The sequence below is a fragment of the Streptomyces sp. NPDC001980 genome (assembly GCF_040296885.1).
Classification (GTDB): Bacteria; Actinomycetota; Actinomycetes; order Streptomycetales; family Streptomycetaceae; genus Streptomyces.
Map to the genome: position 1 here is coordinate 16,199 of NZ_JBEOYD010000020.1, position 19,796 is coordinate 35,994.

General features: G+C 74.7%; 14 protein-coding genes. 2 read left to right on the plus strand and 12 right to left on the minus strand.

Annotated features, from left to right (window positions below; translation table 11 throughout):
* Nucleotides 1-25 precede the first annotated feature (25 nt).
* From ABT137_RS28095 to ABT137_RS28140, 10 genes are all read right to left on the minus strand, one after another.
* On the minus strand, nt 26-490 hold the full coding sequence (locus tag ABT137_RS28095) for a DUF5709 domain-containing protein (RefSeq protein WP_351713664.1): 465 nt from the start codon (nt 488-490) through the stop codon (nt 26-28).
* Nucleotides 487-1,983: an ATP-binding cassette domain-containing protein gene (locus ABT137_RS28100; protein ID WP_351713666.1), complete on the minus strand. Its 1,497-nt coding sequence runs from the start codon at nt 1,981-1,983 to the stop codon at nt 487-489. The genes ABT137_RS28095 and ABT137_RS28100 overlap by 4 nt, the downstream gene beginning before the upstream one ends.
* Nucleotides 1,980-3,701, minus strand: coding sequence for an ATP-binding cassette domain-containing protein (locus tag ABT137_RS28105; protein ID WP_351713668.1), 1,722 nt, complete (start codon nt 3,699-3,701; stop codon nt 1,980-1,982). Before ABT137_RS28105 ends, ABT137_RS28100 begins: the two co-directional genes overlap by 4 nt.
* Nucleotides 3,698-5,020 carry a cytochrome d ubiquinol oxidase subunit II gene (locus ABT137_RS28110; RefSeq protein ID WP_351713670.1) on the minus strand — a complete coding sequence of 441 codons (1,323 nt, stop codon included), beginning with the start codon at nt 5,018-5,020 and terminating at the stop codon, nt 3,698-3,700. Before ABT137_RS28110 ends, ABT137_RS28105 begins: the two co-directional genes overlap by 4 nt.
* On the minus strand, nt 5,013-6,374 hold the full coding sequence (locus tag ABT137_RS28115; RefSeq protein ID WP_351713672.1) for a cytochrome ubiquinol oxidase subunit I: 1,362 nt from the start codon (nt 6,372-6,374) through the stop codon (nt 5,013-5,015). The genes ABT137_RS28110 and ABT137_RS28115 overlap by 8 nt, the downstream gene beginning before the upstream one ends.
* A 21-nt stretch (nt 6,375-6,395) precedes the next feature.
* Nucleotides 6,396-7,319: a VOC family protein gene (locus ABT137_RS28120; RefSeq protein WP_351713674.1), complete on the minus strand. Its 924-nt coding sequence runs from the start codon at nt 7,317-7,319 to the stop codon at nt 6,396-6,398.
* A gap of 109 nt (nt 7,320-7,428) precedes the next feature.
* Entirely contained in the window at nt 7,429-8,385 is a 957-nt protein-coding gene (locus ABT137_RS28125; protein WP_351713676.1) for a helix-turn-helix domain-containing protein, read from the minus strand.
* Nucleotides 8,379-9,407 (minus strand): AraC-like ligand-binding domain-containing protein, encoded by a 1,029-nt coding sequence (locus ABT137_RS28130; protein ID WP_351713678.1) that lies wholly within the window; start codon nt 9,405-9,407, stop codon nt 8,379-8,381. The genes ABT137_RS28125 and ABT137_RS28130 overlap by 7 nt, the downstream gene beginning before the upstream one ends.
* Nucleotides 9,408-9,480: 73 nt before the next feature.
* The gene (locus tag ABT137_RS28135; RefSeq protein ID WP_351713680.1) at nt 9,481-10,452 is read right to left on the minus strand and encodes an alpha/beta hydrolase; all 972 of its coding nucleotides are present in this window, start codon (nt 10,450-10,452) and stop codon (nt 9,481-9,483) included.
* 31 nt (nt 10,453-10,483) lie between these two features.
* Nucleotides 10,484-13,282, minus strand: a complete 2,799-nt coding sequence (locus ABT137_RS28140) for a LuxR C-terminal-related transcriptional regulator (RefSeq protein WP_351713682.1) — start codon at nt 13,280-13,282, stop codon at nt 10,484-10,486.
* A 219-nt stretch (nt 13,283-13,501) separates the two neighbouring features.
* Here ABT137_RS28140 and ABT137_RS28145 point away from each other — a divergent pair, with 219 nt between their 5' ends.
* Nucleotides 13,502-16,276 carry an AAA family ATPase gene (locus ABT137_RS28145; protein WP_351713684.1) on the plus strand — a complete coding sequence of 925 codons (2,775 nt, stop codon included), beginning with the start codon at nt 13,502-13,504 and terminating at the stop codon, nt 16,274-16,276.
* A 1-nt stretch (nt 16,277) separates the two neighbouring features.
* Here ABT137_RS28145 and ABT137_RS28150 read toward each other — a convergent pair whose 3' ends face one another.
* Nucleotides 16,278-17,522 (minus strand): serine hydrolase domain-containing protein, encoded by a 1,245-nt coding sequence (locus ABT137_RS28150; protein WP_351713686.1) that lies wholly within the window; start codon nt 17,520-17,522, stop codon nt 16,278-16,280.
* A gap of 313 nt (nt 17,523-17,835) precedes the next feature.
* Between ABT137_RS28150 and ABT137_RS28155 the strand changes: the two genes are divergently transcribed.
* Entirely contained in the window at nt 17,836-19,110 is a 1,275-nt protein-coding gene (locus ABT137_RS28155) for a prolyl oligopeptidase family serine peptidase (RefSeq protein ID WP_351713688.1), read from the plus strand.
* Between the two features lie 60 nt (nt 19,111-19,170).
* Here the strand turns inward: ABT137_RS28155 and ABT137_RS28160 are convergent, their stop codons facing one another.
* Complete coding sequence (locus ABT137_RS28160; protein WP_351713690.1) at nt 19,171-19,749, minus strand: DUF1877 family protein; 579 nt, start codon at nt 19,747-19,749, stop codon at nt 19,171-19,173.
* Between the last annotated feature and the right edge of the window lie 47 nt (nt 19,750-19,796).

Consider the following 19,796-nt stretch of genomic DNA (forward strand, 5'->3'; position numbering starts at 1 on the left):
TCCCCGCGCCCTCGTGCGTGTCGTCTCAGAAGTCCTCGGAGTCGGGGATCACGTGCATCGCGGCCTCCTCCGCCGACGCCCCGGCGCCGTCCAGGCCCCGGTCGGAGGCGAACAGGTCGGAGTCGGTGACCTCGTGCGCGCCCTCGTCCGGTGCGAGGAGCCGTCCGGCGCGGTCGTCGCCGACCTCGTCGTCGAGGAGCTCGCCGTCCGTGTCCCAGGCGTCGCCGAGGTCGTCGCCGTCCGGGACGCCGATGTCCGGCACCTCCTCGGCGAGGCGCTCGTCCAGGGTCTCCCCGTGCAGTCCCTCCGCCGCCGTCACTCCCGTGTGCTCCACGGCCCAGGGCCGCTCCGGCGGCGAGTAGCCCTCGTCCAGGGCCTCCTCGCCGGCCCGGTAGTCCAGGGTGTCCGAGGCGTCCAGCAGACCGGCGTCGTCCTGCACCTCCGAACCGTCCGGCTGGTAGACCTCGTCACCCATCGCCTCGTCGGTCATACGCGCTCCATCGTCACTCGGGCCGTCAGTTCGATCCGGCCGTCAACCGGAAAGGGTAGGAGGTCGTGGTCGCGGTCGGGCAGCGCGATCACGAAAGCGGTGGTGGGAAGGGCCGCGCGGACGGCGCCCAGGACGCGGCGGGCGGTGGCCCGGTCGAGTCCGGCGGTCGGCTCGTCCAGCAGCAGGACCGGCGGATCCCGCAGCACGGCCCGCGCGAGGGCGAGCCTGCGGCGCTGGCCCTGGGAGAGCCTGCCGCCGTTCGGGCCCACCGGGAAGTCCTGCGGGATGTCGTCGAGGGCGACCAGGGCCAGCACCTCGGCGAGCCGTTCCGGGGCCGCGTCCGGGGCGGCCAGCCGCAGGTTCTCGGCGACGGTCGCGTCCGCGAGCCAGTCCTCGGCCTCGACCAGGGTCAGGTCCCGCGGGGTCGCGCGGCCTGCCAACCGGCCCAGCAGCGTGCTCTTTCCGCTGCCGTTGGGTCCGGTCACCAGGGTGGTGGTGCCCGGTTCGGCCTCGAAGGCCGCTGCTGTCCCGTCGGCCGGTGGAGCGGGCACGGCGTCCAGCGGGGCCAGCCGCTGCGCCGCGGCCCGCGCCCGGCCGTACGCCGGCAGAATCCTCGGCAGTTGCTCGACCAGCTCGAATCCGGCGGCGACCAGCAGGACCTCACCGATCGCGGCGGACACGGACTGCGCCGTCGCCGCGACGTCCAGGGCGAGGGCCAGGACGAGGCACTGGCCGAGCGCACCCAGCAGGCGGAGCGCCGACTGCCCGGCGCGCAGGGCCCGGCGGGTGTCCTCGTCGGCACGATGGGCACGCTCCAGCGCCGCCGCGATCCGGGCCCTGGCCGGTGTCACGGCGTCCAGGCAGATCAGTTCGGGCAACGCGTCCCGGGCGCCGAGGAGTTCGGTGCGGACGACCGCCTGCTCGCGCGCCGAGCGCCGTACCGCGTCCTGCGCGCGCCGGTGCGTGGCCACGGCGGTCGCGGCGGCGAGCAGGAACACCAGCAGTTCCGCCCCGCCCAGCCGGGCGTCGGCGTGCCACAGCAGCCCGGTCACGACCGCCGCCGTCACCGCGGTGCTCGCCAGCGGGGCAAGGACGTCGGCGGGGAGCGCGCCGACGGTCGTGACGTCGTCCGTGAGCCGGCTCAGCAGGGCCCCGTCCCGCAGGGCGCGCAACCGCCGCGCCGGCAGGGCCGCGGCGCCGCGCACCAGCCGGGCCCGGAGCGCCACCGTGGCGCCGAGCAGGACACGGTGGCTGACCAGGCGCTCCGCGTAGCGCAGCCCGGTGCGGGACAGGGCGAGGACGCGGACGGCGCCGGACGGGTACAGCCACGACCACGTGGTGTCGGCCCGTACCGTGACCAGGGCGCACGCCGTGAGGAACCAGCCGGACACCCCCAGCAGGGTCGCGGCGGACAGTTCGGCCGCCGCGGCGAGGAGCAGGCCGTACAGCAGATCGCGCCGTCGGACCGCCGCTCTCAGCAATCGCAGGGTCATACGAGCCTTCCCTGGTCCAGGGTGAGCAAGCGGTCCCCGAGAGGGAGGAGGGCCGGACTGTGGGTGGCCAGCAGGACGGTCCGGTGCCGGGCCAGGCGGCTCAGCGCGTCCGCCACGGCCGCCTCGGCGTCGGGGTCGAGATGAGCCGTCGGTTCGTCCAGGCAGAGCAGCGGCGCGTCCCGCAACAGGGCGCGCACGAAGACCAGTTGCTGCGCCTGGCCGGAGGAGAGGCCGAAGCCGCGTTCGCCGACGGGGGTGCCGAGTCCGTCGGGCAGCGCGGCAAGCAGGCCGCCGAAGCCCAACTCCTCGAAAGCGGCGACGAGTGCGGAGTCGTCGGCTGCCGGCCGGGCGAGCCGGAGGTTCTCGCGCACGCTCCCGGGGAGCAGGAAGCCCGGCTGGCCGACCCAGGCCACGTGCGCGGGAGTCGGCCGCTCCCGCCCGTGCAGGGCACTGCCCCGGTCGGGCACCAGCAGGCCCGCCGTCACGGACAGCAGCGTGGACTTCCCGGCGCCGCTGGGGCCGGTCACCACGACGAACTCCCCGGCCCGGACGTCGAGTTCGACCCGGTCCAGAACGGGCCGCGCCCGTCCGGGACGGAGTACGGACACCCCACGCAGGCGGACGGGCAGGGGCGCGGCGCCGCGGGCGGCCGGGCGCAGGCGGCGTTCGGGGACCGCACCCCGCATCGCCCCGGCGATCAGGTCGGCCGCGGCCGCCGCCTGGGCGCGGGCGTGGTAACCGCGGGCCAGTTCGCGGGCGGGCGCGAAGTAGGCGGGCGTGAGGGTGAGGACGAACAGGGCCGTGGCCAGGCTCATGTGGTCCGGTACGCCGGGCAGCCGCAGGTAGTCCAGGAGCACCAGGCCGCAGTAGGTCGCGACGACCGCGAGGGTGCCCGTGATGAGCAGCTCCACCCAGGCGGTGGACAGGAACGCCACCCGCAGGACGAGGGTGGTGCGGCGGGCGAGTTCCTCGTCGTCCCGGCGCAGGGCCCGCGCCGCCTCCTCCTGCGCGCCGAGCCCGACCAGGGTGGGCAGTCCGCGCAGCTGGTCCAGGAGCCGGCCGTGCAGGGTGCGGACGGCACCGAGCTGGGCCTGTACGGCCGCCTTCGTGCCCATCCCGATGACCTTGAGGTTGGCCGGCAGCAGCGGGGTGGCCAGCACCAGCAGGAGCGCCACGAACCAGCTGCGCAGGGCGATGGCGGCGAGGACGGCACCGCTGCCGAGCAGCATGGCGCGGCGCGCGGGAACGTAGTCGGTGAGCCAGTCGTCGAGGCGGGCCACCTCGGCGTCCAGGGCCTCGGCGTAGGCGATGTCCGCCGGTCCCCCGTGCGGTGCCCGCCCCGGCAGGGCCGCGCGCAGGATGCGGGCGCGCAGCGCGGACCGTACCCGGGCGGCGCCCGTCGCCGCCGCCCGGTCGGCCGCGGCCAGCAGCGCGGCGCGCAGCGCCAGGCCGGCGGCCACGACCCCGGCGGCCGGCGCGACGGCCGCCGGGGCGGTGTGCAGGTGCTGGGCGGCGAGCCCCCGCCCGGCGGCCCAGCCGAGGCCGCCCGCCCAGATCACGGTGCCGAGCTGGGCGAGGCCGCGCAGGGTGCCCGCCCGGCGCAGCTCCGGTTCGCCGATCCGCGCCCAGGCCCGTAGCCGCCGGGTGGACGCCCGCCCGTCCGCGCCGTGGCCGTCCTCGTCGGCGAGCTCCGCCACCAGGGCCGCGGTGTCGGTCACGGGCGTTCGCCGCCGGGCAGGTCGTACTCCCCGAGCCGGCCGTCGCGGCGGTCGCCGAGGATCCAGGCGACGAGCGCGGTGCCGGACAGCAGGGCGATGCCGAGCGGATCGACCCACGTGGACTCGCCGCCGAAGATGTCCTGGGAGACGGCCGCCAGCAGGATGCCGAGCAGGGTCAGCAGAGTCCGGCGGACGAGGACGACGACCCGGGACTCCGGCCGGGGCGCGAACGGCTCGGCTGTTCCGTCGGCCGAAACGTCGGCCGACGGAACGTCCGACGGAACGTCCGACGGAACAGCCGACGTTTCGGCCAATGCCGTCGTGGGCGGCACCGGCCGCCCGGCCTCCCGGAACTTCCCCCGGAAGACCCACCAGGCATAGATGTTGTAGGCCAGCACGAACGGCATGCACAGCCCGACCCCGACCACCAGGAACACCTGCGAGCCGTGCGGGCTGGACGCCTCGTGCAGGGTCAGGGACGGCGGTACGACGACCGGTGCCGTCGCCGCCACCAGCGCCAGCAGCCCCGCGGCCTCGGCTCCCAGCACCGCCGCGAACGGCCGCCAGTCCGGCCGCCGTCCGAAGCCGTACCAGGCCACCGCGGAGCAGGCCGCGGCGGCGGCCACGGCGAGGCCGAAGAGGGTGGCGCGCAGGGGCTGTTCGAAGTGGAAATGCTGCGGGTCGGCGACCTCCAGGCCGAAGCCGAGGATCAGCGCGGCCACGACGGTCGCGCCGAGCAGCGGACGCCCGAGCCGGCCCGCCCACGCATGGGCCGTGCCCTCCGTCTTGTCCTGGAGCCAGGCGGCGCCCGCCAGCAGGTACACGCAGACCAGGCCGAGCGCGCACAGCACGCTGTAGGGGGTGAGCCAGGCGAGGGCGTCGCCGGTGAAGTGGCCGTCCTGCTGCGGGAGTCCGGACAGGACCGCGCCGATCACCAGGCCCTGGCAGAGGGTCACGGCGAGGGAGGCCCCGCCGAAGAGGAGTCCCCAGCCGCGCCGGTACGTAGCGGACGCGCTCTGGAACTCCAGGCCCATGCCGCGCAGGATCACCGCGAACAGCATGGCGATCAGCGGCGGGTACACCCCGGGCAGGACGGTCGCGTACGCCCCGGGCAGCCCGGCCCACAGCGTCACGCCGGCCAGGATGATCCAGCTCTCGTTGGCGTCCCAGGCGGTGGCGATCAGTTCGTTGTACTCGCGGCGGCGCCGCGCGTCGCGGTCGACGAGGCTCAGCATGCCGACGCCGAGGTCGTAGCCGTCCAGGACGACGTAGGCCCCGAGCGAGAGCAGGACCAGGGCGTAGGTCAGGTACTCAGGCAACGGAGGCCTCCGGAGCGGGAGTTCGACGGTCCGTGACCGGTTCCGGACCGGCCTTGACGGTGCGGACGATGTAGCGGATCCAGAGGGTGAGCAGGGTCGCGTAGAGGAGGACGAACCCGGTGAGGCTGAGGGCCGCCTCGGTGAGGCTCAGGTGGGAGACGGCGTCGGCGGTGCGCAGCTTTCCGTAGACCACCCAGGGCTGGCGGCCGGTCTCGGCGGTGATCCAGCCGCCGGTGATGGCGATGATCCCGGCGGGGGTCATCCACACCAGCCAGCGCAGGAACCGCGGGGAGGTGAACAGGCGGCCGCGCAGCCGCAGGACGAGCCCGGCGAAGGCGGTGGCGAACATGGCGAGGGCGGTGAAGTACATGGCCCGGAAGCCGTAGAACGCGCTCCACATGTTGGGGCGTTCGTCGGGCGGGGTCTGCAACAGCCCCGGGACCTTGGCCTGGCCGGTCAGGTCGTGGCCGATGACGGCGCCGAGGTGGGGTATCTCGATGCGGAAGTCGTTCTTCCCTTTGTCCGTGTCGGGGATGACGACGAGGTTGTAGCCGTTGTTGTCGGTCTTCCAGTTGCCCTCGAACGCCTGGAGCTTGGCGGGCTGGTGGCCGCCCATGAAGACGGCGGTGGCGTCTCCGGCGTACAGCTGGACGGGCATCAGGATCGCCAGCACGCCCATCGCCACGGACAGGGTGCGGCGAGCGAACGGCAGCGCGGACGCCCGGCGCTTGACCAGGTACCAGGCGCTGATGCCGGCGACGAACCAGGACGCGGAGATCAGGACGGCGAGCAGCATGTGCGGGAAGCGGTAGCCGAACGCCGGGTTGAGGAGCACCTGCCACCAGTCGGTGACGTGGAACTGGCCGTCCACCTCGGTGTATCCGGCCGGGTCCTGCATCCAGCTGTTGGCGGAGAGGATCCAGGTGGTGGAGAGCAGGGTGCCCGCGGCCACCATCCAGGAGGCCAGAGCCATGGTACGGGGCTTCACCCGGCCGTCGCCGTACAGCATGATCCCGATGAAACCGGCCTCCAGGAAGAAGGCGGTGATCACCTCCATGCCGATGGTGACGCCGATGACCGGGCCGACGGCGTGCGCGTAGATGCCCCAGTTCAGGCCGAACTCGAAGGTCATCACGGTGCCGGCGACCACGCCGAGGCCGAAGCCGACGGCGAAGATCTTCTTCCAGAAACGGAAGATCTGCAGGTAGAGCGCGTTGCCGGTGCGGACGTACACCGTGTACGCGACCGCGAGCAGCAGGGACAGCCCGACGGTGAGCGCCGGGAACGTCATGTGGAAGATCGCCGTGATCGCGAACTGCCAGCGCGACAGCTCCACGACGGAGGACGAGGCCATGAGGGGTCTCCAGAGATTCGGTCAGCGGGTGCTGCTGCCCTGGTGCAGTTCGGCGACGTAACCGCCGGGGAACTGCACCATCGCGGTGTCACGGCCCTCGCCGTCGTACGGGCCCCACAGGACCCGCGCGCCCGCCGCCTCGGCCTTGTGCAGGGTGGCCGTGAGGTCCTCGACCGCGTAGCCGGTGGTCTCCCGTCCGAACGGGTAGGGCAGGTGGCCGTCGGTGACGCTGACGACCGTGTTCCCGAACGGGGAGGTCAGGGCGATACGGCGGTAGCTCTTCCCGGGCAGGCCGAGGTCGCCGCCGTCCGCCGTACGGTCGTCGGAGACGATCCGGCCGCCGGTGAACCGCAGGTAGGAGCGGAGGAAGGCGGACGCCGAGTCCGGAGTGAGATAGACACGGTTGTCGGGCACGGTCTCCAGGGGCGCGTACGACGGGGCCTTGGTGTGCCAGTACAGCTGGGCGTTGATCCCGCCCGGGAACTGCACGACCGCGTCCTTCCCGATCGGGTCGTCGAACGGCGCCACGACGATGTTCGCGCCGCTCTGCCGGGCCAGCCGGACGCCCCGGTCGAAGTCGCTCATGAGCCAGCCGGTGCGTTCGCTGCCGAACGGATAGGGCACAGGCGTCTTGAAGTCGAAGACGGACAGCGTGCCGACGGGCGAGAGCACCAGTTCCGACTCGGTCTCGCTGGGGGTCGGCGTGACGTCCGTGACGACCTTCGCGGTGTGGGTGCCGCCGAAGGTCGCCACCCAGCTGTCCGCGAAGGCGTCCTCCTGACCGGGGGTGACGTACACATGGGTGGTGTCGTACTGGGGGCCGACCGCGGTGGTCGAGGCCCGGACCGCGGTGCCGCTCTGGGCCGAGGACGGGGCACCGGAGCCCACCACGCTCAGCGCCACCAGCAGCGCCGGGAGAGTCCATGCCATCGCCTTGCGCTTCATGCGTGTCCCTTTCTGCCGAAACCCGGTGCTCCGGACGGTAGGCGGGGAGGACCGGGGCGATCGTTCCGAGAGCGCCCGGGGTGCGGCCCCTCAGGGAACAGCCGCGGTGTCAGTCCGCCTGGACCGCGCCCGCGGCCCGCCGCCACTGCGCCGGCGACATCCCGTACGACTCGCGGAACGCCCGGCTGAAGTGGGAGGGGCTGGCGAAGCCCCAGCGGACGGCCACCGCGGCGATCGACCGGTGGGCGGCGCCGGGCAGGGCCAGCTCCGCGTGGGCCGCCTCAAGGCGGCGCGCCCGGACCCAGGCGCCCACGGTGGTGCCCTGGCGTTGGAAGAGCCGGTGCAGATAGCGCAGCGAGATGGCGTGCTGGTCGGCGATGTCCTGCGGGGCGAGTCCGGGTTCGCCGAGCCGGGCCCGGACGGACGCCGTGATCCGCTCCCACAGGGCCGACTCGGGCGGCCCGCCGATCCGCTCCAGGGCCACGGTCGCGAGGATCTCCACGACGGTACGGGCGAGTTGTTCGCGCCGGGCCGCGGTGACCCGGGTGACCTCGTCGACGAGTCCGTCGAGCAGCGGCAGCAGCAGGGCCGCCGCGCCGCCTTCGGCCTCGTCCACCGCCGTGGCCGTGAGGGCCTGCAGCTGCCGTTCCTCCAGGCGCAGCAGGGCGCGGGGCACCATGAGGATCCGGGCCCGCTGCCGCTCGGGGAGCACGATCCTGAACGGGCGCCGCGCGTCGTGGAAAGCCAGGCCGCCGGGGTGGAGCTCGGCGGTGCGGCCGTCCTGGAGCAGCAGGGCGGTACCGGCCAGCTGGCGGCGGACCAGGATGTGGGTGCGGGGATCGGCGGCGGCCGTGCGGGCGCCGCGCAGGACCGTGCCGGGGCCGAAGTCCTCGGTGGCGATCTGGAGGGCGCCGAGCCGTTCGGCGGCCAGTTCACCGGTCCACGGGCGGTCCCGGTCCACGGTGACCTCGACGTCCACGAAGGTCCGGGACAGGACGCGCTGCCAGGCGTCGAGGCGGTCGCCGGGGGCCAGGTCCCGGGTGGCGCAGGACACCGCGGTCAGCACGGCGGGCCGTCCGTCCGCACCCGGTCCAGCCAGTCCGTCGGGGACAGCCCGAAGGAGCTGCGGAAGGCCTTGCCGAACCCGGCCGCGCTGGTGAACCCCCAGCGCCGGGCGACCTGGCCCAGGCTGACCGAGCCCGCCGGGCGTGCGGCGAGTTCCCGGCGGCACTCGCGCAGCCGCAGGTCGCGGATCCACTGGCACACGGTGGTGCCCTCGGCCTGGAACAGCCGGTGCAGATAGCGCACCGAGATACCGTGCACCCGGGCGATGGCGGTCGGGGTCAGCGCGGGGTCCGACAGGTGCCAGCGAATGTACGTCCTGATGCGCAGCAGCAGCACGCCGTCGGCGCCGGGCAGGTCGGCGGGGTCCGCCCCGAGCCGGTCCGCCGCCGTGGCCGCCACCAGGTCGATGACGCTCTCGGCCAGCCGCTCGGCCGTCGGCGTCGTGTACTCCGCGGAGGTGTCCGCCAGCCGTTCCAGCAGCGGCCCGAGCAGCGCGGGGAGCCCGTCGCGCGGGTGGATCGCACGGCCGGTGAGCTGTCGCACGTCGGCCTCCGAAAGCTCCAGCAGCGGACGCGGTACGGCGAAGATCTTCAGCCGGAAGCGGTCCGGGAAGGTGGTGCGGAACGGGCGAAGGGTCTCGAAGAAGGCGAGGTCGCCGGTCCGCAACTCGGTTGTGCGGCCGTCCTGTTCGACCCGGGCACGGCCGGCGCTCTGGACGGCCACGAAGATCTCCCGGCCGTCGCCGCGGGCGATGAACCGCGGCGCCCGGTGGACCCGGCCGGGGTCGGCCTCCACCGTGGTGATCTGCAGATCTCCGAGGCGGTCGGTGCGCAGGGTGGCGTCGTAGGTACCGCCCTCGGCGGCGATGTCCATCCCCACCAGGGTGTCGAACACGGCGTCGTGCCAGTACTCCAGGCTCTCGTCCGGCGGAACCGAGCGCGTGGTCAGCACCCTGGTCCGTTCGCTCGTCGCGCCGGTCGGAGGCCGGCGTCCCTCCTCGTAGGAGCCGATCGCGGTTGCCATGCCGTCAGCCTCGCCGGGCGACCGCCACCGACGCATCAGTCGGCCGACTGGTCCTCGGCCGGCGCCGCGACCGTCACCGCAACCGGGCACGGAGAAAGGCACAACCGGTCAGCAGCGCCGCCCGGGTGGGCGCGCTGCCGGCGAGGGCGTGCAGGGCCACGAAGTCATGGATGGTTCCGAGGAAGCGTATGGCCAGCGCGTCGACGCCGGCCTCGGACAGCCGCCGCGCGTACTGCTCGCCCTCGTCGCGGGCCACGTCGGCCTCGGCGGTGACGACCAGGGCCGGCGGCAGTCCCGCCAGCTCCTGCGGGCGGGCCCGCAGCGGAGCCGCGGTGGGCTCGCCGCGGTGGGCCGGGTCGGCGACGTACCGCTTCCAGTAGGCGCGCAGCGCCCGGCGGGTGAGCAGGTAGCCGGTGGCGAACTGGCGTTGCGAGGGGCTGTCGCAGCGGGCGTCGGTCAGCGGGTAGTAGAGCAGCTGCGCGCTGATCCGCGGCCCGTGCCGGGTCTTCGCCAGCATGGTCACGGCGGCCGCCAGCGTGGCCCCTGCGCAGTCGCCGGCGACCGCCAGCCGGCCGGGGTCCAGCGCGAGCGCGTCGGCCTGGGTGACCGCCCAGGCCAGCAGGGCGTAGCACTCCTCCAGCGCCACCGGGTAGCGGGCCTCGGGGGTGCGGCTGTACTCGGGGACGACGGCGCACACGCCGGCGCCGGTGACGAGTTCGCTGATGAGCCGGGCGTGGGTCTGGGCGTCGCCGAGCGCCCACCGGCCGCCGTGCAGGTACAGCAGGGCCGGGAGCGGGCCGCGCGCCCCGGCCGGACGCACGGTCCAGAAGCCGAGCAGCCGCGCGGGGCCGACCGGTGCCACGTGGAAGACCGCGTCCACGGCGAAGTCCTCGAACCGGTCGGCCTGGGTCTCCCGCAGCGCCTGCCGCGCCGCGTCCGGGCCGAGGTCGTCGAGGGCGGGCGGCACGGCGGCGGCGCTGACCAGGCGCTGCACCACGGGGTCGAGGACGACGGCCGTACCCGGCCCCGGTGCTCCGGGTGTCATGGGCGCTCCTCCGACCGGCCCTCGGGCGCCCTCACCGGCCCTGTACCAGGTCACGGAGTTGATGGCGGCTGCTGATGCCGAGCTTGGGATACACGTTGTACAGGTGCGAGCCGACGGTACGCGGCGACAGGAAGAGCCGCTCCCCGATCTCGCGGTTCGACAGGCCGCGCGCGGCCAGCTGGACGATCTGCCGCTGCTGCGCGGTCAGTTGCTCCAGCAGACCCGCGTCCGCCGGGGCGGGGGCCGCGCCACTGGCGCGCAGTTCGCTGCCGGCGGCGGCCGCGAGAGCGCCGGCGCCGAGGCGTTCCGCGGTCTCCAGGACCGTGGTCAGCTGCTGGCGCGCCTCCAGGGTGCGGCGGCAACGGCGCAGCCAGATGGCGTAGTTGAGGCGCACGTGGGCGCACTCCCACGGCCAGCGGTTCGCCCCGTGGTTGACGAGCGCGAGCTGGAAGTGCTCCTCCGCCTCGCAGTCCGGGCCGATCAGGGCGGTCGCGTGGTGCATCAGCAGTGTCATCCGGGTGCTCGGGCGGTCCCCCTGCTCCGCCACGACCCGTTCCAGGACGGGCAGCGCCTCGGCCGACCGGCCGGTGCGCTGAGCGGTGACGGCGAGTTCGGCGACGGCCCGCGCGGACAGGAAGGGGTGCAGGGGCGAGCCGTCGGCGGTGAACAGGCCGCTGAGCTGCCGCCAGGCGTCCTCCATGTCGCCGCGCGTGACGGAGGCGAGTCCGCGGGCGCGCAGCAGCCGGGCATGGGTGGCCCGGTTCTCGTCCAGGCAGACGGCCCGCCACACGGAGGGGGTGAACCAGGGCTCGGGCGGCAGGGTGCCGCGCAGCGCCCGTACGGTCAGCGCCTGCGTCTCCAGGTCGGCCCGCAGGCGCGGCAGGCGCAGTACCGCGGCCTCCGTCAGGGCGTCCTCGATCACGCTGTCGGCCTCGGCGAACCGCCCGGTGGCCAGGAGGGTGTCCACGAGCGGGAGCACCGACCAGCCGCGCAGCCCGAAGGCGCGGGCGCCGCGCAACCGCTCGTCGGCCGTCCGTGACTGCCCCAGGTCCACGTCCGCCTCGTCCGCCTGGTGGGCGACCGCGGCGAGGACCGCGTGGGCCGCGGGGGCGGTCGGGGTGGCGGGCGGGGTGGTGGAGACGTCGGGCGGGACGGCATGGTGCGAGCGGCCGAGGACGGCCGGGGCGCCGGTGGCGGAGCCTGGCCGGGCGACCGCGGTGACCAGCGCGGCCAGGGCCCGCCGGGTGTGCGGGGTGTCCAGTCGGGCCAGTGGTCCGGCCGTGGCGGGCCGCCACCGCCCGGACGCCTCGGCCTGCCGGGCCCGGTCGAGCAGCGCGGGCAGGGCCGCCGTGTGCTCCGTCAGCCCGGACTGGGCGGCGATGCCCGCCGCCAGGCCGGCGAGGGCGAGCGCGAGGGACCGGTCGACGAGGGGAAAGTGCTCCGAGGCGTCGGCCAGCAGCTCGAAGGCCTCGCGCTGGGCCGACTCGTGGGAGAGCGCGGAGGCCAGCGCACCGGCCGCCGCGCAGCCGAGCTCCGGCTCGGCCCCTTCCTGGACGAGCCGTTCGTACAGTTCGCGGACCCAGCCGGGGTCGCCCGTCGCGTGGGCCGCGGTCAGGGCCTCGGCCAGCCGGCGGGCGCGTTCCGGCGGCCGTGGGCTGAGCCGGGCCGCCTGTTCCAGGGCGCGTGCGGCCTCCACCGCGTCCCCGCGCCGCCAGGCGGAGACCTCCAGGGCGGCGGCGATGAACGCGTTGGCGCCCACGGTGGCGGCGGCCAGGTGGCGGGCCCTGACCTCGGGCTGCACGGCGACCCTGGCGAGCTCCCGGTGGGCCTGCTGGCGCTCACCGGCCGGACGCCCGAGGTAGGCGGCCGAGCGGGCCAGCGGATGCCGGAAGTCGAACCGGTCCTCGGCCAGCGCGATCAGCCCGGCCGCCTCCGCCGGCGCCCACACCGCCAGGTCGCCGGTGCCGAGGGCGGCCATGACCGCGGCGACGGTACCGCCGGGGCCCGCGGCCGCCGCGTACAGCAGGGCCCGGCGGGTCTCGGCGGGAAGCGCGTCGACCCGTACGCCGAAGACGTGCGTGTACCGCACCGGGGTGGCGGGGCCCGGCGCACCGCGGCCCAGTTCCACGAGGGCCAGCGGGTTGCCCTCGGCCTCGGCGAGGATCTCCAGCCGGTGCCGGCCGGTGGGCGCCGCCGGCTGCCGGTCGAGGAGGGCCGCGGCCGCGGGGCCGCTCAGCGGGCCCAGCCGCAGGGTCTCGGTGCCGGGCGGCGGACCGGGCAGGGCCGCCTCGTGGCGTGCGGCGAGCAGCACCGTGAGCGCACGGCCGGTCAGCTGCCGGACCGCGGCGAACAGGGCCTCCGGGAAGGCCCGGCCGCACAGGTCGGCGTCGTCCACGCACACCAGCACCGGAGCGGCCCCGGCGAGCCGGGCCAGCAGCGCCGTCACCGCCGCGTGCAGCTCGGCCTCGTCCGCCGGGGCGTCAACCGGCGGTACGGCCGTCAGCGCCCGTTGCCGGTCGGCGGGCAGGGCGGCCAGCTCGTTCCGCACCGACGGCGTCAGCAGCTGGTGCAGACAGGCGTGCGCGTCCCGCGGGTCCTCGGCCCAGCCCTGCGCGGCCAGCACCAGCACGCCCTCGGCGGTGGCCCGGTCCCGGACGTGCCGGAGCAGTGTCGTACGACCGGTGCCCTCCTCACCGAGGAGCAGCAGGGTCTGGGGCGTGCCGGGCTCGCGCGTCGCGCACCGCAAGATCCGCTCGATCTCACCGTCCCGGCCCAGCACGGCGGGCTCGTCGCCGGTCGTGGTGGACTGCTGGGGTGGGTGGACCGTCATGCACGTACTCCCCGGATGGTGCGCGTTCTCCCTGGCCAGGGCCATCATCGCCGAGACCGGGTAGGCGCGCTTCTGTCACATGACCAGTCACCTGCGCCCGCGGCCCGGTCGGTGCGCGCGAGCCCGCGGTTCCCGTCCTGCCGCCGGCCGCTGGCAGGATTGCCGTATCAGCGGCTCGACGCCATTGCCGTATCAGCGGCTCGACGACAAGGACGGTTCATGCACGCCGGCACCACCGACCACCCCTCCGATCCGGGCATCCTCGGCCGGGCCGCCGAACTCGGCCGCCTCGACCGGCTGCTGGGGGCGGTGGACGGCGGCGGCCCGCAGGTGCTGGTGCTGACCGGGGAACCGGGAGCCGGCAAGAGCACCCTCGTGGACCGGGCTGCCGAGCGGGGCCGGGACCGGGGCCTCGGGATCCTGCGGGTACGCGGCAGCGAGGGCGAGGCGGGTCTCGGTCTGTCGGGCGTGCACCAGTTGCTGCATCCGCTGCTGCCCGGAGAGGGCCTGCCCGCGGGGCAACGGGAGGCGCTGGACCGCGCCTTCGGGCCGGACGCGGCGGAGTACGAGCTGAAACTCGATCAGCTGTCCCTGTGCGTCGGCGTGCTCGGGCTCATTGCCCAGGCCGCCGCGCGCCGGCCGCTGCTCCTGCTGGTGGACGACGCCCAGTGGCTGGACCTCGGCTCGGTGGACGTCCTGGCCTTCCTCGCCCGGCGGCTCGAGGGCAGGCCGGTGGTGCTGCTGCTCGCCGCCCGCGAGGACGGCGTACCGGCCCGTTTCGACCGGGCCTTCCCGCAGATCACGCTGGGCCCGCTGAGCCGTTCCGCGGCCGGGCAGCTCCTCGACGCGCAGCCGGATCCGCCGCGCGGCAAGGCTCGGGCCGAGATCCTCCGGCAGGCGGCCGGCAATCCGCTGGCCCTGATCGAGCTGCCCCGCGCCCTGGCCCGGGGCCGGACCGGGGACATGGGCGCCGGCGGGGCCGGGGGCGCCACGCTGCCCCTCACCGCACGCCTGGAGAACCTGTTCGCCGCCGACCTGCCGGGCCTGCCCGCGTCCACCCGGGCGGCCCTGCTCCTGGTGGCCGCGGCCGGCCCGGCCCGGCTGACGGACCTCATGCGGGCCGCCCCCGAGCTGGACGTCGTGGCGGCGCTGGACCCCGCCGAGCGCGCCGGGCTGGTGCGGGTGGCGGACGGCGGGGTGCTGCTGCGGCACCCGCTGGTGCGCTCGGCCGTCTACCACGCGGCCTCCTTCCACGAGCGCCGGCAGGCCCATCTCGCCCTGGCCGCCGCGCTGGCCGGGGAGCCGGACCGCCGGGCCTGGCATCTGGCCGCCGCCGCGACCGGGCAGGACGCGGAGGTCGCCGACGCCCTGGCGGAGAGCGCCGAACGGGCCCGGGGCCGGGGCGGCTACGCGGCGGCCGCGACCGCGATGGAACGTGCCGCCGAACTGACCCCGGCGCCGGACCTGCGGGCCCGGCGCCTGCTGACGGCCGCGCAGGCGGCGATGTTCGCCGGTCATCCGCAGTGGGTCGGCGAGCTGAGCGGCCGCGTCGGACCGATGACCGAGGATCCCCGGCTGCGTGCCGAGGCCTCGCTGCTGGGCGGCTGGGCGCTCGGGGTGACCCTCCGTCACGAGGAGGCGCTGGCACTTCTGTTGGGCGTCGCCGAAGCCACCGCCACGTCGGCACCGGACCTCGCCCTCGGTGCGCTGAGCACCGCCGCCACGTCCGTCTACAACTCCGGCGCGCCCCGCCACCGCGCCGAACTCGACCGGATCAGCGGCCTGATCGACGGGGACGACGACCCCGCCGCCCGGGCCTGGGCCCGGGCGGTCATCGATCCCGTTCACGAACGGCCGCTTCTGACACGGCACGTGGCGGCGGGACTGGCCGCCCTGGCGCAGGAGGAGTCGCTCGGCGACCTCACGGCGCTGGGCGGCGCGACCTGGATCCTGGACGAGACCGAGCAGGCCGTGCGCGTCCTCGGGCTGACCATGGACCTGCTGCGGCGGGCCGGCAGCGCGGGCACGAACGCGACCGTGACCCAGGCGCTCGCCCTCGCCCTGTTCGAGAACGGCTCGTGGACGGCGGCCGAGGAGGCGGCGCACGAGGCGTTCTGGATGGCGACGGAGGCGGGGGCGGACAACGTGACCGTGGGCGCCGGCGTCCTGCGGGCCACCCTGCGCGCGCTCCGGGGCGACCCCGCGACCGCCCGGGCCGAGGCGCTGCAGGCCGTGCGGGGCGTGGACCTGCGCCGGTCGCTGAGCCTGCAGGTCCGCCACCGGCACGCCATGGGCATGGCCGCGTTCGCCGCCGGCGACCACGCGGACGCCTACGAGCAGTTGCGTGCGACCTTCACCCGGGACTTCCGGCCGGCCCCCGTCCACTACCACGCCTCGCTCTACTACCTGGGCGACCTGGCGGCCGCGGCGGTGCGGGCCGGGCGGGTGGACGACGCGCGCACGGTGGTGGACGCCGTGCGGCAGGACCTGAAGCCCGACCCCTCCCCGCGCCTGGCCGCCGTACTGCACCGGGCCACCGCCCTGCTGACCGACACCGACGACGCCGAACGGCACTTCCGCGCCGCCCTCGACGACCCGGCCACCGACTGCTGGCCGTTCGAGAAGGCCCTCGCCCACCTCGACTTCGGCGAGTGGCTGCGCCGGCGCCGCCGCAGCGCGGAGGCCCGCCCGCACCTGAACGCGGCCCTGGAGTGCTTCCAGCGCCTGGACGCCCGCCCGTGGACCGAGCGGGCGACGGCGGAGCTCCGGGCCGCGGGGGCGGCGACCGCCCCTGCCCCCGCCGGCGAACTCACCCCGCAGGAACGCCAGATCGCCGAACTGGCCGCCCAGGGGCTGACCAACCGCGACATCGCGGCCCGTCTCTACCTCTCCCCCCGTACGGTCGGCTACCACCTGCACAAGATCTTCCCCAAGCTCGGCATCACGGCCAGGGCCCAGCTCCGGGACGCCCTCACGCAGGAGGACCAGGGCTGACCTACCGCTTCCGGGAGCCTGCGGAGGGCCGGTCGCACAGGGCGTGGTCGATGAGCGTGCCCGTGGCGCGGTTGAGGGCGGCGAGGTCCGGCGGCGCGGTCGTGGTGGTGAGGGAGACGGTCACCGCCCGCCTGCCGTCCGCGCTCACCGCGGGGCGGGTGTTGACGCCCGCCCCGTCGCCCTCGTGGGTGTAGTAGTAACCGCCGCAGGAGAGCGGGATCCTGCGCAGCCCGAGGCCGTAGGTGCCCTCGGGCATCTCGGCGACGTCCTCCGGGTCGTCGGTCCGCTCGACGGTCTGCCGCATCTCGCGCCACTGCTCGGCGGGGAGCAGCCGACCGCCGGCCAGGGCACGGAAGAAGGTGTTCAGGTCGGCGGTGGTGCTCACCACGCCCGAGTCGGCGGTGTGCTGGAAGCTGTGCTCGGTGACGTCGAGGCGCTTGCCGTCCGCGGTCGTCAGGTAGGCGCGCACATACGGGTCCGGCAGATACGGGTCGAGCCCGGGGACGGAGGTGTTCCGCAGTCCCAGCTTCGCGATCACCCGGTGCGCGACCAGGTCCGGCCAGCTCGCGCCGCCGGCCTTCTCGGCGATCATTCCGGCGAGCAGGTAGTTGGTGTTCGAGTACGCCCATCGGGTGGCACCGCCGGGCCGCGGCACGAACACCGGCCGGTGCTTCATCGCGACCGCCACCAGGTCGGCGGCCGGGGTGGTGTCGTAGCGGTTCTCGTCGAAGTGGTTGATCAGCCGGTCCTGGATCTCCGGGTCGTCGACGTAGTCGTACAGGCCGCTGGTCTGGCGGAGCAGGTCGCGGACGGTGATGCGGCTGCCGTCGTTGCCGTTGCCGGCGACGACCCCCGGCAGCCAGTGCTCGACGGTGTCGTCCAGCGACAGCTTCTTCTCCGCGGCGAGTTGGAGAACCACGGTGGCCGTGAACGTCTTCGTCGTGCTCGCCACGCGGAAGTGCGCGTTCCACGGGACCGGGTCCGAGGAGCCGGCGGTCCGGGTGCCGATGCGTGCCATGAGCGGCGCCCCGTCCGCCCGGTCGACCCTGGCGAGCACGTTCACATCCCCTCCCCCGGCCTGCCGTACGGCCGCCAGGTCCTGCCGGAGCGTGTCCGCGCCGTAGGAGTACCGCGCGGCCGGGCGGTGTCCGGCGGTGACGGCGGCCGCGGTCATGGGTGAGGCCGACGCGAGCAGCGCTGCGGTGAGCAGGGCGGCCCCGGCCTTCGTCGACGACGACATCTTCATGTTCGAATCCCCCGTTGCTTCCGGATGTCCTGGTCGGTGACGACCACCAGCCAACCGGAACCGGATCCGCGTGGGGATGGGATTTCCCACCGGATGAGGGGTGTACGTAGCCCCCCTGTCCGAGGGCATGCGGAAGCGGGACGGAGGCGCGCAACGGGACCCGCCCGCCGCCACGACCGGCCCCGGTCACCCGATAGGCACCAAAACGGAGATGAACTCTCCGCTTCATGCTACGGTGACCGCACGACGAAACGGAGATTCAACCTCCGTATCAGTCTCCATTCGAGAACGGCGATCGGCGGGAGAAGGCGCGATGCACGGACACGATGTGACCGCGGACCACGGCGAGGGAAAGCGGTGGCGACGGCCCCGGCGCCCGGGGCGGATCGCTGCCCTGGCAGTGGTCGCCCTCACGGCCGGAGTCGGCCTGACCGGCTGCGGGGACGACGGCTCCTCGGCCGCGTCGTCCACCGCGTCGGCATCGGCATCGGCTTCGGCCTCGGCGTGCCCGACATCCGCATCCGGAACGGGAGCAGGCCAGGCCGGCGGCGCGCCGTCCGGACAACCGGGGGGCGGCACCACGAAGCTCGTACAGGCAACGACGATCAAGAAGACCGACAACAGCACCAGCACGGTCATCGACCCGACCGGCCCGGCGATCACCTGTGACACCTCGGCGGTCACGACGACCGACGACATCACCTACTCCTCACCGACCACGCACGGCGTCAAGACCGACCTGAAGCTCGACATCCAGGTGCCGAGGACCTCGGGCAAGAAGCCCCTGGTCGTCTACGTCACCGGCGGCGGCTGGGTGATGTCGGACCGCACCGGCAACCTGGACCAGCGCACCTACGTCGCCGACCAGGGCTACGCGGTCGCCAGCATCCAGTACCGCACCACGACCGGCGGCGCCACCTACAAGGACGCCCTCGCCGACGTCAAGTCCGCCATCCGCTACCTGCGCGCCAACGCCGGCACCTACGGCATCGACACCGACCACGTCTTCGTCTGGGGCCAGTCGGCGGGCGGATACCTGGCCGCCATGACCGGAGTCACCAGCGGCGACACCAAGTACGACGTCGGCGACCACCTCGACCAGAGCAGCGCGGTCCAGGGAGTCGTGGACGAGTTCGGCCCGGCCAACCTGTCCCGGCTCGCCGCCGACTACGACCAGGCCGCCAAGGACTTCAACTACGCCGCGGGCAACTCCGCCGCGCAGTGGGTCTACGGCCCCGGAACCACCAAGTCCGTCGCGCAGTACACCAGTCAGGTGGCCGCCGCGGACCCGGCCACCCACATCACCTCCTCGACGCCGCCCTTCCTCCTCATGCACGGCACGGCCGACCCCCTGGTCTCCCCCAGCCAGACGCTGAACCTCTTCACCGCCCTCAAGGACAAGGGCGTCGGCGCCAAGCGCGTGGTGCTCACCGGGGCCGGCCACGGCGACCTCGGCGTGGCGGCCCTCACCGGCACCTCGGCGAGCACCTCGCCGAGCGCCTCCGCGCCCGACAGCGCCGCAGAGCCCTGGTCCACCGAGAAGACGATGAGCCACATCACCGACTTCCTGTCGGGCCACAGCTCCTGATCCACACCCCGCCCCCGGAACGCGGGAGTCGAGAGGGCCGGAGCTGTTGCACCTCCCGGGTCAGACAGCCATGTGTCCCCCGCCGGACACCCGCAGGTTCCGCGTCGCGGCGGCTCCGCTCCCGCCCGGGAGCGGAGCCGCGCACGCCTCGGACCGCCACTTCACCACCGCGTCCCCGCACTCGGCCGTGTGCGCGTAGAACGCCCGCAACTCGCGGTGCGCCACGGCGAACGCACGCGCCGTCTCGGGCTCCGCGGTCCTCCCGCCGTAGCGGGGCAGGAGTCCGTCCCGGGCGACGTCCCACAGCGCGTCGAAGTCGGCCTGCTCCAGGAATCCGGCCACCCTGCGGGCCTGGGCCGCCGTGAGCACCAGCAACGGCGACTTCCGCCGGTCGGTGCGGAGCACGGGGCGGCCCCCGAGCACCACCTGGGCCTGCGGCCGGTCCCCGGGGCCTGTCGGCGGAGCGCCGGTGTAGATGCGCTCCTGGTCCAGACAGCACTGGTCCAGCATCTCCTCGCGGAACCGGTCGGCCCGGCGCCGGGCGGCCTCTGCGTCGCTCGCGAAAAGCCGCTCCAGCCAAGCCGGACTGTTACGCAGTGCCGGGGCCGGCACCGCTCGCAGACGGAGGTAGGTACTCATGACAGAGGGAGCGCACGAGAGCGCCGAAGCGTCACGCGGTCCGGCGG

What these genes read in the sequence shown, in the direction of transcription:
- ABT137_RS28115 (WP_351713672.1), bottom strand. Translation starts at nt 6,374, where the DNA reads ATGGCCTCGTCCTCCGTCGTGGAGCTGTCGCGCTGGCAGTTCGCGATC.
- ABT137_RS28155 (WP_351713688.1), top strand. Translation starts at nt 17,836, where the DNA reads ATGCACGGACACGATGTGACCGCGGACCACGGCGAGGGAAAGCGGTGG.
- ABT137_RS28140 (WP_351713682.1), bottom strand. Translation starts at nt 13,282, where the DNA reads ATGACGGTCCACCCACCCCAGCAGTCCACCACGACCGGCGACGAGCCC.
- ABT137_RS28095 (WP_351713664.1), bottom strand. Translation starts at nt 490, where the DNA reads ATGACCGACGAGGCGATGGGTGACGAGGTCTACCAGCCGGACGGTTCG.
- ABT137_RS28100 (WP_351713666.1), bottom strand. Translation starts at nt 1,983, where the DNA reads ATGACCCTGCGATTGCTGAGAGCGGCGGTCCGACGGCGCGATCTGCTG.
- ABT137_RS28130 (WP_351713678.1), bottom strand. Translation starts at nt 9,407, where the DNA reads ATGGCAACCGCGATCGGCTCCTACGAGGAGGGACGCCGGCCTCCGACC.
- ABT137_RS28120 (WP_351713674.1), bottom strand. Translation starts at nt 7,319, where the DNA reads ATGAAGCGCAAGGCGATGGCATGGACTCTCCCGGCGCTGCTGGTGGCG.
- ABT137_RS28150 (WP_351713686.1), bottom strand. Translation starts at nt 17,522, where the DNA reads ATGAAGATGTCGTCGTCGACGAAGGCCGGGGCCGCCCTGCTCACCGCA.
- ABT137_RS28135 (WP_351713680.1), bottom strand. Translation starts at nt 10,452, where the DNA reads ATGACACCCGGAGCACCGGGGCCGGGTACGGCCGTCGTCCTCGACCCC.
- ABT137_RS28145 (WP_351713684.1), top strand. Translation starts at nt 13,502, where the DNA reads ATGCACGCCGGCACCACCGACCACCCCTCCGATCCGGGCATCCTCGGC.
- ABT137_RS28160 (WP_351713690.1), bottom strand. Translation starts at nt 19,749, where the DNA reads ATGAGTACCTACCTCCGTCTGCGAGCGGTGCCGGCCCCGGCACTGCGT.